The sequence below is a fragment of the Adonisia turfae CCMR0081 genome, assembly GCF_011009555.1.
Taxonomy (GTDB): Bacteria; Cyanobacteriota; Cyanobacteriia; order Phormidesmidales; family Phormidesmidaceae; genus Leptothoe; species Leptothoe turfae.
The window spans coordinates 5,344,999-5,356,983 of sequence record NZ_QXHD01000004.1 but is presented as its reverse complement, the minus strand read 5'-3'; the positions used below and the strand labels follow the sequence as shown (position 1 = coordinate 5,356,983).

Annotated in this window: 11 protein-coding genes and 1 pseudogene; 5 read left to right on the top strand and 7 right to left on the bottom strand. The window is 46.4% G+C overall.

Annotated features, from left to right (window positions below; genetic code table 11):
- The first annotated feature begins 102 nt into the window (after positions 1 to 102).
- The 3 genes from DXZ20_RS26740 to DXZ20_RS26730 all read left to right on the top strand — a co-directional run bounded on the left by DXZ20_RS26740 (position 103) and on the right by DXZ20_RS26730 (position 3,947).
- Positions 103 to 2,442, top strand: a complete 2,340-nt coding sequence (locus DXZ20_RS26740) for a phycobilisome rod-core linker polypeptide (protein WP_163702146.1) — start codon at positions 103 to 105, stop codon at positions 2,440 to 2,442.
- Between the two features lie 227 nt (positions 2,443 to 2,669).
- Complete coding sequence (locus tag DXZ20_RS26735; RefSeq protein ID WP_163667252.1) at positions 2,670 to 3,584, top strand: HEAT repeat domain-containing protein; 915 nt, start codon at positions 2,670 to 2,672, stop codon at positions 3,582 to 3,584.
- A 153-nt stretch (positions 3,585 to 3,737) separates the two neighbouring features.
- Positions 3,738 to 3,947: a hypothetical protein gene (locus tag DXZ20_RS26730; protein ID WP_163667249.1), complete on the top strand. Its 210-nt coding sequence runs from the start codon at positions 3,738 to 3,740 to the stop codon at positions 3,945 to 3,947.
- Between the two features lie 179 nt (positions 3,948 to 4,126).
- On the opposite strand, the gene cpeA (DXZ20_RS26725) is transcribed toward DXZ20_RS26730, so the two are convergent.
- Together cpeA (DXZ20_RS26725) and cpeB are read right to left on the bottom strand one after the other, a co-directional pair.
- Positions 4,127 to 4,615, bottom strand: a complete 489-nt coding sequence (gene cpeA / locus DXZ20_RS26725; protein ID WP_163667246.1) for a C-phycoerythrin subunit alpha — start codon at positions 4,613 to 4,615, stop codon at positions 4,127 to 4,129.
- A gap of 183 nt (positions 4,616 to 4,798) precedes the next feature.
- The gene (gene cpeB, locus DXZ20_RS26720) at positions 4,799 to 5,353 is read right to left on the bottom strand and encodes a phycoerythrin subunit beta (RefSeq protein ID WP_163667244.1); all 555 of its coding nucleotides are present in this window, start codon (positions 5,351 to 5,353) and stop codon (positions 4,799 to 4,801) included.
- Between the two features lie 587 nt (positions 5,354 to 5,940).
- On the opposite strand from cpeB, the gene DXZ20_RS26715 reads away from it, so the two are divergent.
- Positions 5,941 to 6,660 (top strand): phycobilisome rod-core linker polypeptide, encoded by a 720-nt coding sequence (locus DXZ20_RS26715; RefSeq protein WP_163702144.1) that lies wholly within the window; start codon positions 5,941 to 5,943, stop codon positions 6,658 to 6,660.
- 219 nt (positions 6,661 to 6,879) lie between these two features.
- Here the strand turns inward: DXZ20_RS26715 and DXZ20_RS26710 are convergent, their stop codons facing one another.
- Positions 6,880 to 7,722, bottom strand: coding sequence for a phycobilisome rod-core linker polypeptide (locus DXZ20_RS26710; RefSeq protein WP_163702143.1), 843 nt, complete (start codon positions 7,720 to 7,722; stop codon positions 6,880 to 6,882).
- Positions 7,723 to 7,979: 257 nt separating this feature from the next.
- Positions 7,980 to 9,275: a HEAT repeat domain-containing protein gene (locus tag DXZ20_RS26705; protein WP_163702141.1), complete on the bottom strand. Its 1,296-nt coding sequence runs from the start codon at positions 9,273 to 9,275 to the stop codon at positions 7,980 to 7,982.
- Between the two features lie 281 nt (positions 9,276 to 9,556).
- Between DXZ20_RS26705 and DXZ20_RS26700 the strand changes: the two genes are divergently transcribed.
- The gene (locus DXZ20_RS26700; protein WP_163702139.1) at positions 9,557 to 10,354 is read left to right on the top strand and encodes a phycobilisome rod-core linker polypeptide; all 798 of its coding nucleotides are present in this window, start codon (positions 9,557 to 9,559) and stop codon (positions 10,352 to 10,354) included.
- Between the two features lie 132 nt (positions 10,355 to 10,486).
- Here the strand turns inward: DXZ20_RS26700 and DXZ20_RS26695 are convergent, their stop codons facing one another.
- The 3 genes and pseudogenes from DXZ20_RS26695 to DXZ20_RS26685 all read right to left on the bottom strand — a co-directional run.
- A complete protein-coding gene (locus tag DXZ20_RS26695; RefSeq protein WP_163667232.1) occupies positions 10,487 to 11,095 on the bottom strand; it encodes a HEAT repeat domain-containing protein in 609 nt (202 codons plus the stop codon).
- A gap of 171 nt (positions 11,096 to 11,266) precedes the next feature.
- Positions 11,267 to 11,761: a C-phycoerythrin subunit alpha gene (cpeA, locus tag DXZ20_RS26690; protein WP_023072362.1), complete on the bottom strand. Its 495-nt coding sequence runs from the start codon at positions 11,759 to 11,761 to the stop codon at positions 11,267 to 11,269.
- A 70-nt stretch (positions 11,762 to 11,831) separates the two neighbouring features.
- A pseudogene (locus DXZ20_RS26685) lies at positions 11,832 to 11,985 on the bottom strand (bleomycin hydrolase); the annotation flags it as partial.

The following is an 11,985-nucleotide window of genomic DNA, read 5'->3' as shown; positions in this document are numbered from 1 at the left end:
CAATACACACTGTTTAAAATGGGCTGGATTATTGCCTTCACTGAGCAAAACGGCTCACAGACCCGGTTCAACTTATACAGCTATAAAAATTGGAGACGGTGAATGGTCAGCACATTTGCAAATCCTGTTGTTAATTCTGCCATTAGTTTGGGCACCCAAGCCTTTGATGAAACAGATCCCGTTCAACTATGGCCCAATGACTCTTTAGAAACCGTCGAGGTCGTTATTCGGGCTGTTTACCGGCAGGTTTTGGGCAATACCCATGTGATGGAGAGTGAGCGGGCTACCGTGGCAGACGCAGAATCACAATTACGAAGTCATGCTATCACCGTCCGAGAATTTATTCGTCAGATTGCTAAATCAGAACTGTATCGGTCTCGGTTTTTTGAGCCTTGTTCTCGCAATCGTTTTATTGAACTTAACTTTAAACATTTATTAGGGCGAGCGCCCAACAGTTATAGCGATATTGCTGACCATAGTTATCTCTTAGAAGCACAAGGATTTGAAGCAGACATTGACTCCTACCTAGATAGCGATGAGTACCAACAAACCTTTGGTGAAAGCATGGTGCCCTATTATCGGGGTCACAAGTCCCCGACAGGCCAGCAGGTATCCGGATTTCCCAATCTGCTAAAACTACTGCGCGGTGCAGCTAGCCATGACAACAACTTAGCCCACAACCAGCAGGCTCGGTTAAATCAGGCCCTCATGGCGAATCAGATTGGTAAGATCGCCCCTGTCACTCGTCCCACCACACTCTGGAAATCTCCAGCCACCCAGGAGTTAGAGGCACGTTATGCAGCTTACGCTGCCGCACGGTTCTCACCCGCTAGACCTGCCATCGAGTTAGGGACTCAAGCCTTTGATGAAACAGCCCCAGTTGAACTACGCCCCAACGATTCATTGGCAGCCGTTGAGGTGGTGATTCAGGCAGTCTATCGACAGGTTTTGGGCAATGCCCATGTGATGGAAAGTGAGCGGGCTGCCATTGCGGATGCAGAAGCACAGCTACAAAGTCAAACTATCACTGTGCGCGAGTTTATTCGCAGAGTCGCCAAGTCAGAGCTATATCGGTCTCGCTTTTTTGAACCTTGCTCCCGCAGTCGGTTCATTGAATTGAACTTTAAGCACCTGTTAGGCCGTGCTCCCAATAACTACAGCGATATTGCTGACCATAGCCAGATCTTAGATTCAGCAGGGTATGAAACCGAAATCGACGCTTACCTCGGTAGCGATGAATATCTCCAGGTGTTTGGGGAAAACACAGTGCCTTATTATCGAGGACACCAGTCTCCTATCGGACAAAAAGTAGCCGGCTTTGCGAACCTACTAAAATTACTGCGGGGCAGAGCGAGCAATGATAGTAACCCGGCTTATTATCTCTCCCAAGCACGGCTAATCCAGGCCACCATGACCAATAAGATTGGCGAAATCGAAGCGGTTAATAGCCCCGCTAAGCGCCAGCTGACTGTGATAGAACCCGAGAGACTCCTAACTGAGCAAGAAAAAATTGCCCAGCAAACATTCCAGGGTTACGCACCTTTCCGTCAAACATCACCAGTAGAACTATTGCCGGGTGCATCAACAGAGGAAAGTGAAGTGGTTATCCGGGCCATCTATCGTCAGGTGATGGGCAATGCTCACATTATGGAAAGTGAGCGTTTAGTGGTCCCTGAATCTCAGCTCAAAAATGGTAATCTGAGCGTTCGCGAATTTGTTCGTCAAGTCGCTAAGTCTGAACTTTATCAGTCTCGGTTTACAAACTGCTATCGCTATCGGGCCATGGAGCTGCACTTCAAACATCTCTTAGGTCGTGCCCCCCAAAACTTTGCCGAAATGAAGGCCCACAGCGCCATTCTAGATACCGAAGGCTACGAAGCTGACATCGATAGTTATATCAACAGCGATGAATATCAAAATGCCTTTGGCGAGAATATTGTGCCCTACTATCGGGGCTATAACAGTGCGCCAGGACAGACCATGGTGGAATTCACCAATATGTTACACCTGCTCAAGGGGGCCTCTGGCAGTGATAAGGATCTAACGGATAATCGCCCCCGCGTAACTAACGCGATGTTGCCCTGTCAACCGATCAAAGTGAGCAAGCCCCGCGATGCTCAAGAGATTCTGGCAGAAATCTTTAACTTCACGCCAGCTGCACCACCAGTTACCCCCGAGCCTCAAGAAAGCGAACAAGACTTGCTCATTGCCAAGCTCCAACAACAGCTCGCTGATCTACGTTCTAGTGCAAGCGTTGGTAAATCTGTTCTGAGCAAAGGGCCATATTCAAAGGCAGTCATTGGTGGGAATAGTTCCTCCACGCAAACTGACGAAAAAGCTGCCCTGATCGAACGCTTGCGGGGTGAACTAATGGAAGCTCAAGCCTTGGCTGCTGTCGGTGCGTCTCGCCTGAATAAGTGGCAACAGCGCAACTTTCGTTAAAAGTTAAGTGATGCTATGACAGCCTTTGGATAGGGAGTTTTGGATAGCAAGTGTAGTTTGGGGAGCAGGTAGTGAGGGCAGACTCCACTCACCATTTACTACTGATCACTTACTACTCTGTCCAAAGCTGTCAGCTTGATCCAACTCCCCTATGCGTATGCTCTACAGTCGTACTAAAGTAGTGAAGGAATAAAAAGTGAACTGCACTGGTTCTGTCTTAACACACTATGGTTGACAACACCCTAGACGCCCAAACTGAAGCTGAGCTTGCTCTAGCCCAGGCCCATGTGGATAATATTATTCGCAAGGTGACTGAGCAGATTGATACCCTCACGTTTGACCCCAACGATGGTGAATTACTGACAGAGCTAGTGGAAGGGTTTGCCGATAAGCGTGGCATGGTACGACTACGCATTGCGGAAACCCTGGGACAAATTGGGGAACCCGCCACACCTTTCCTGACAAAGGCTCTATCTAGTCATGAAAATCCCGTAGTGCGTCGGGCCTGTGCGAAAAGTTTGACATTGATTGGTGATCCAACGGCAATTCCCATATTAATTAACGCCATTCTCCACGATGAAGATACTGTTGTTAAAGGTTCTTCGGTGGGAGCCTTGGCCCGTACAGGAGAAGCTGCTGCTCCAGAACTTATTAAGATCTTAGAATCATCTGATACTACTGAAAGTATGAAGGGTCATGCGGCCTGGGCGTTAGCCTTTATTGGGGCTGAAGCTAAGGATCTTCTGTATCAGGCGTTGGAAACAGATAACGTAGAGGTCAGGGCGGCAGTGGTGGCTGCGATCGCAAAAGTCACCCAAGAAGACCCCAATGCAAACAACTTTGCTATCCTGATCAATGCCCTCAACGACGAAGCAGAAACCGTTCGCAGTGAAGCGGCAGCAGTACTTGGAAATCTTGCCCATAAACCCGCAATACCTACGTTACTACAGCTTTTAGAGCATCCAGTGTGGGGAACTCGAAAATCCGCTATTCTATCCTTGATGAAAATTGGCGATGCTAGTGTTCTTGAAACGTTGAAAGCCTCCAAAGAAAAAGATTCTGAAGCTAGCAGTGGAGCCATTTATACCCTTGCCATTGGACAACTGGAAAAACAACAGCAGGGTGCTAACGATTGGGATTAGTTAATCTTTTCCAGAGAGCAATTGATGCATTGTTGCTCTAACATCCAGTTCATAGACATAGTCTTGTAAGTGTTGTATGCAATGCTGACAAGGTTGGCACAGAGTCGTTTAAAATCAAGGCATCAATCATCAGTAAAAATACTGAGTTCTACCATGAGTAACTGGCGTCAAGAGGTTGAAGACCTCTTACAACAAAAACAACTCAACAATGTTGGCTTTCATCATACCTATCAAGTTAACCAACTCATTCAAAAAGCCAAACGTGCCCGTAGGTTGAGGAATTTACTCATCACCCCATTTTTTAGATGGAAAAAAGTCCTAGCAGATACACAGTTTGTTCTTGACACTCTGGAAGCCAATTAACCAGAGGCCTTTTAACCGCAATTGAAGCTCTCCAATATAATTCTTAAAAAGAAAAATTCTCACACAATAAAACGTCTGACTGTCTTTCCCAGTAAGGATTGACAGTCAGACGTTAACTATGGCTTTGCTAGTGATTAGCATTGCCCCAGAGGATATTCCCCTGGGGCGACGCTAAAAATCTAGGACATAGAGTTGATCAAGTAGCTGAGCAGACCGTTGTACTCAACAAGAGCCTGAGCAGACATGTCACGAGGAGCACAACCACGAGAACGCAGAGCACTAAGACCAGCAACATAAGTATCAGTACCGATACCTAGAGCACCGTAAACTTCACGAGCACCAGAGATAGCCCACTCATCAATGGGGCCAGTACCACCAACGATTAAAGAGTAGTTAACAAGACGTAGGTAGTGAACGATGTCACGCTTGCACTTCTCTTTCTGAGTACCAGCATCCATGTCACGGCCCTGGCCGCTAGGATACTTCTTGTAGATAGCGTCAACAGCTTCTTGAGCAACTGCATCATAGTTGCCAGCTAGCTTCTCAGCAGCTTCCATACGAGCAGCAGCACGCTGAAGGCTACCTTGTACGGACTCAAGGTCGGAGCTACTGGGGAAACGAGCGCCCTGATCAGCAGCAGCAACAACCGTAGTTACAACGGATTTCATAGCTAATGTTATCTCCTATTATTTGATTTGGCGTTGCTGATCCCCTACAAAGGCCAAATATTAGTCACAGATGAATGACAAATTGGTCAGACAGGTTGATCGCTCAAATCAGCAACGACTTTGAACAAATTCAATTCAGAAAATGCGCACCAAGTCTCAGTGGACTAGCAAGAACGCATCTAACTAGCTGATAGCAGCACCTACAGCATCGAAGTAGCCAGCAACTTCAGCAGTTAGAGCAGCACAGTCGCCCTTAGTAGCGCCCATTGTACGGAACTTGCTACCAGCTTGAGCTTCAGTGTTAGTGTCGTTAACGTGGGCAACGGCACAAGCCTTCATGATTGCTACAGCGCGGGTAGTGTTACCAATGGGTACACCCAGTGCGGAGTAAGTCTCCTTGAGGCCGTTCAAGCAACGGTCGTTAAGTACGGAAGCATCACCAGTCAATACAGCGTAAGTGATGTAACGTAGAACGATTTCACCATCGCGTAGGCAAGCAGCCATCTTACGGTTGGTGTAAACACCACCACCAGGAGCGGTTAGACCAGGACTCTCACAAACGATACCGGCAACAGCATCAGTCACGATGCAGCTAGCGTTAGACGCAATAGCGTTAACAGCATCGAGACGCTTGTTACCTTCTGCGACAAACGACTTAAGAGCGTCGAGATCACCACCGCCAACAAACTTACCACCTGCATCCGCAGAGGCTACAGCTCTTGAAAAAGCGTCAAGCATTAGACTCTCCTTACTTTATTAATTAAGGACTGATTACTATGTGATTGATCACACCCTGACGTCATCAAGGGCGACCAACCAAGAATTAAAGTACAGGAAGCAATGTACTTAGCACCCTGTTTATGAAAAACAAAGTTACAAAGCTTCATCTTTCAAAGAAGAAAATTGAGCCCTTTGATTACCGACTAAAGGTGCAAAGTAGAGTATGGACGAAGATGATTGAGCCTTATAGCCAAGTGCACTTTTAGCGTTTTCTCCACAACATAAAAACCAGTATTTACTGCTGATTTGCCTACGCAAAAAAGCATCACCTGTTACATGACTTTACGAGTTACACAGACAGACAGCTAAACCATCTCAGATCTAAAAACTCCATACCCAGCAAGGTTTCTAGACAAAGGGTTAATATCTTAAACCTCTCCAAATTGGCCATTTCTGAGAACTTTGCAACACAGCGCAATGAAATAAGTAAATATACTTATCGCTTTTCTTGATTACTTCGCAGAGTTTCCTAGAATGGCCATAGCTTAGGTAAATCAATGCTAAAGCCTTAGGCTATTTAATAAAATCAATACTCACAAACAAACATGCAAACACTGGCAACTGATAATCAATTCATCCCTGCAGCTCAAAACGGTTACTATTCTCTCGCAAATGTTGAGTCGGGTCAGGCTAAAGCATTATCTGCCATGGATAAGCGAGATTGTTTGCAGGCCGTATATCGTGCCATCTTTAAGGACAATCGTAATATTGATTTTCACCACAATGAAGCCCTTGATTCTGCCTATCTCAACAATGAGATCACCACACAGGATTTGGTGCGTGAGCTAATTTGCTCCGACATGTTCATTAACTTTATTTTGGCTACCAACAGCAACTATCGATTTGTGCAGCTTTGCTTTGAGCGGGTACTGGGTCGTCCTGCGATTCAATCAGAGGTCTTTAAGTGGAGTTCTCTCTTAGCCTCTGAAGGTATTATCTCTTTTGCTGAAAAGCTAACAACCTGTGATGAGTATGTAGCTGCCTTTGGTTTTCACCAAGTTCCTCATCGCCGCTCCATCAAGCTATTCTCCAGCGACCAAAATATGCCTGCCCTGCCCAAGGAGTTAAGCATTAAGCGCTACCAAGGGGAAGGCAACGAGAATCAGTACAAGTTTATCGGTGCAATCAACCCACTCTGGGAAGGCAATATGCCCCCAGCTATCATCCGTAAGATTGGTGCTGTGCTCATTGTAGCCGGTGCCATTGAAGTGGGTCGTGTGGTGCTGACCCTTGCATTGCAGGCTATTACTAGCGGCCACCTGTAGAAACGGACGGCGTATCTGCAGGTTGAGGGACTTCTGAGCTAGACCAGAGAAAGAGGAGCTTTGATGGTGCTCCCCTGAAATCTCGTTTATAGATATCTCTATGCTAGCTACCGACAGTTTAAGAAGCAGGAATTCCCCTTGGCAGTGGCGTTATCGAAAGCGCTCGTAAGTGATCCATGAAGACTTCTCACACAACAAGCTTTTTAGGGCTTTTCTGCATTACTTTATTTTTAAGGCTTTTCGAATGATCTCAACAGGATCAGTCGGATCAGAAATAGGTGGCGTATTATTGTCTAAAACAATTGGAGATTGTTGTTGCTGGCTGGGTAAGTGAAGGTTTAAGGTTCTTCGAATGATCTGCTCAGGCTCATAAATATTGGCCGAAGGGCATGCTGTTTTTGGACAATACTTACTTACCCCAGATTGCGGAGCACGGGTAGATTGAGAAAGCTTTAGTATTTTCTCTACATCCACTTTGTCGAGCATTGCCGTAAAGGCATCACTGCTGAACAAGCTTTCGTCCAACTTTTTATAGGATGATGCAGGCGTTGACTTATCGCTACTCGACGCACCCCGCATGAGTTGGAACGAATGGGTATAACCTACAAGCTTTCGACCTGTTTGGGTTTGATAGCCTCGATAATAAGGAACGATATCGGTTCCAAAGGCTTCAAAGTATTCGTCACTATCGATGTAAGAGTCAATCTCTGCATCACAGCCCTCGTTTACTAAGCGAGCAATATGTTCCGAGATTTCTGTATAGCTTTCAGGTGCACGCCCCAGTAGATGTTTAAAGTTGAGTTCAATCGCACTTAGGTTGGAATTCTTCTCAAACACTAACGCTCGGTAACGCTCTGACTTAGCCAATTGACGAATAAAATCCATGACAGTAATTTGGCCATCCCGGAGTTGCGATTCTGCTTTTTGAAAACGCTCACTTTCCATCAGATGGGCATTGCCAAATACTTGTTTGTAAGCAGCGGTAATGACCAGGTCCTTCTGCTCAACAGCATCAGAAACTAGCTCGACTGGAGTTGTATCGACAAATATCTTAGTTGTCATTGCTCAATAGCAGAATAAATTTTGGACCGAAGGAACCGCAGTACGGTACATCTCCCCAATAACAAATGCTGTTGCGTAAAACAGTATTCTCTTAAATCAGACTAGATTTCATGATTATGACATGATTGGGGTCACTCAATGCTTGAGTGTTTATCTTTAGTCCAACCAGGTAGGGTTGATTCTTTTGCAGAGGCAACAGCAGCAATTTTTTATAGAGGCGGTGGGTTTTCTTGCAGCGGTGCGTTAACAACGGCACCCTAAGGTTTCTGTAAACTCAACAGCTTAGCCTGTACCAAGGGATGTTCAGACTGCAACGCACTCTGACTCAGACCATCTAAATGATTCAAAGCAATGAGAATGGCGTATTGCAGTTCCCAGGTAGCTGTATCCCACGCCAACTGCAGCTCATCTATGGCATAAGGGTTACCTAACTTGCCAAGGGCGATCGCACCCGCTACCCGCGCTTTCTTAAACTGAGCTTCTGGGTTGTGCAGTGCCTTGACCAATAGCTTGTAGGCAGGCTCATAGTCCAGCCAACCAAATAAACGCATAACATGGTAATAGCCGCCATAATCATGGTGGGCTTTATCCTCGTAGGCTGTCATCAGGGCCTCAGGAGCTTTTTGAGGATACACATCCAATAGTGTTTTGGTAGCTAAATAACAGCGGCCAAAGTCTGTCTCATACAGTTCATTAACGGCAAACTCAAGGGTGGGTGTTTGGTCATATTCATGAACCAGTTCTATGGTGTCGGGATGATCGGCTATGACTTGGTCTAGATAAGGTTCGACATCCTTAGTAAAGGTGATGGCTTGATCTTCTATGCCTACCAGGGCCAAGGATTGAATTGCCCGCAACCGGAACACCATGGAAATAGGGGACTGGGCAATTTTAGGAATGGCCGAGTAGTAATGGGTATCGATCAGGTCCTGTAAACAGCTGCGACGTACGTTGACATTGGCATCTTGCAGCATGTCGACAACGCGAGCCATAGCCGAGATATCGTCGCCAAAACGATATAGTGTTGCGATCGCAGCACTTGCCACCATTAGATTATCCGCTTGCATCCAAGGTCGAATCCGATCAGCCGCCGCTTTATAGCCAAGTTTACCCAGCGTCTGAATAACGACTCGATAATTTTGCCCAGGCCGAGTGAGAACATTTGTTATCTCTTCTAGAATCGCCTCGTCCAGCAAGATATGCCGCTCATCTTCTCCACTAGCAATCTCACCAATGGCCCACACTGCGTTCTCCACGGTGTAGCAGTCGTCATCCCCTAAACAGGAACGAATGGATGGCAGTGCCTGGGCAGCGCGCAAATGCCCTAACGTCTCTACCGACTTGCGGCGCACAATCCGATTATCAAGATCATCGCCTGGCTGATGAATGGCCTGGATCAAGGCTTGCACCGTACGTTCCGATGGGTGCTCCACCAATCGAGAGGCCGCAATATATCGATCTGACGGCTCCTCAAGCTGATCAGGTGGCGTATGTAAAAGCGCAATAGCTTGCTCTTCGGTGAGATGAAAAATACTAAACGACGTTTTTTTCATGACTAGCGGTTCTTAGGTCCCCAGGTTGTAACTAACACGACACAAAACATTGAACATTTGTTAACTTCTTCCTCATATACAAGATCTCCCCTTTCATTTTCACCTACTGTCCAAAGTACCTACCCAGATTCTTGACCCAAAAGAAACGTCGTTGCTGATTTGTACTTGAGCTAGACTCAATGCCATTTGTCAGGATTTTATAGATTAAATCCTTCCAAGGATCAGCAACACCAGAAAAATATATCGAAAACTCTGTTTGAGATTGTCAGGAGACCATATTAATGGGAAATTTAACAGCTTCCGCATCCCTGGGCTTGGATGCGTTTGAAGGCGCACCGGTAGAGCTGCGCTCTTTTGCCAGTGAAGAAGACCTACAGGAGGTGATCCGTGCTGCGTATCGCCAAGTGTTGGGGAATGTTCATATCCTCGATAATGATCGGCTAGCCAGTGCCGAAGCTATGTTACGCAATGGTGATATCACTGTACGAGGGTTTGTCCGGGCTGTAGCTCAATCAGCGCTATACAGTTCTCTCTTCTTTGATGGCAATTCTCAGTACCGATTTATCGAATTAAACTTCAAGCATCTCCTGGGTCGTGCCCCACGCGATCAAGCAGAGATTAGAGAGCATGTCACTCTCTACAATGAGCAGGGCTACGCCGCCGAAATCAACTCATATCTCGACAGCAACGAATATATCGATAACTTTGGTGAGGCGACAGTGCCCTATCACCGGAGTATTCGTTCCCAAGCAGGCGTTAAGAATGAAGGGTTTAACCGGATGTTTTCCCTTCTACGGGGTTCCGCCACTAGCGATCGCAATAAAGGTGCTCAGCTAATTTCCTCCTTAGCTGCTAATATTGCCACTCCGATCAAGCCTCTGGCCAAGGGAAATGCTTCTGGCTATAGCAATCTTGGCAAGAGCTTCAAGATTGCATTTTCTAGCGGTGCAGCAGCTTCACGCCTCAAGCGATTCAGCAAGCAAACCATTGTGGTGACCTACGCTCAAATGTCCCAAGCTGTACAGAACATTCATACGTCTGGGGGCAAAATTTCAAGCATTACTGAATTAGCATCCTAATTAAGCTAATTCAAAATGTCTTGGTATTAAATCTGGGTAGCACTACTTAAACGCAGTATTGAACAGCAAACGCTCATTCGATACTGTGTTTTTCTTAGTCTTTGACATTAGTCTTTGATAAAGGTAATGCCTTTAGTCAGGAGAATACTGTTTAACTAGCTCTAGTCGAGATAAGGCACTAGTAGCTGACTCGCGCAGGTACGTATCCACATCAGCATTCTGACTAAACTCAGTCAACACAGTCACAACTTTCTCACTATCAACAGACCCTAGTGCATTGAGAATAGCAACTGATATTGCTATATTCTCTGTAGTTTTGAGAGCATTAAGCAAAATATCTAAAGCAGGCTCACCCACCTGTCCCAATGCCATCACCGCAGAGATATTAACCACTGGGGCAGGATCTTCAAGGGCCTGTTGCAATGCCTGCAATCCTTCTTCTGGGAATGGTGTATCAGTATGACGTACAGCCACTTGCGTCAAGGCTTTAGTACAGCTTGCCCGTTCAGTTGGACTCTCACTACTCTGCAATCTTTGCACCAAACTAGGTACAGAGTCTGGGCCAATATAACCCAAGGCTTTAACCGATGCTCTCCGATAAACAACATCGTCTTCAAGCAAATTAGCCATCAATCGAGCAATCGTCTGCTCATCATAGGACTCGGCCAACTCTACTATGGCTCGTTCACGCAGATTGGGATTAGGATGTTTGAGTTGCTCAAAGAGAGAATCGACTGTCATCGTAGTTTTAGCAGATTTAGGGAAGTATGTTGTTATGACAATATCTAGAGACAGGACGGATAGATCAGTCTCTCCTATAAACAAACCTGGAGACTCCGAAGAATCTCCAGGTTTAGACTACCTAAATGCAGTCAAGCTCTGAATCGCATCAAATCCTTAGGAAAGGGGCCCTTAGGAAAGGGAGTTGATTACGTAGTCAACCAGAGCGTTGTACTCAGTTAGAGCCTGAGCAGACATGTCACGAGGGGCACAACCACGGTTACGGGCAAAGCTTAGAGCAGCTACGTAAGGTGCAGTGGGTAGGTTAAGCGCACGGTAAACTTCACGCTGACCGGCAATACCCCACTCATCAAGAGGACCAGTACCACCCACTACTAGGCTATAGCTGATCAGACGCATGTAATGCTTAACGTCACGAAGACACTTAGCTTTGAATGTATCAGTGGAGTTTGCTTCACCCGCATTGTTCAAGTAGGGATACTTGGAGATGCATGCATCGTAAGCTTCTTTAGCTACGTTATCCAAGTTGCCTGCTAGCTTCTCAGCGGCTTCTAAACGTGCGGCTGCACGCTGAAGGCTACCTTGTACGGACTCTAGGTCGGAAGTGGAAGGAAAACGACCAGCTGCATCAGCTGCAGCGATCACAGTGGTAACAACAGATTTCATTTTGGTATTTCTCCAGTAGTTAAATTGATCGTGATTTAGTTAGAGCAATCTCGCTAAGGCGTCAAAGAGACTAACCTAGAGCAGAGATAACGCGATCAAAGTAGCTGCCAGCTTCTGCAACCAAGGAAGCGCAACGATCGTCAGTTACAGGGGAGCCCATCTTACGTAGACGTGCACCAGCGCGTGCTTCGCTAGGCTCATCCTTAATGTGAGCAGTGGCCTGT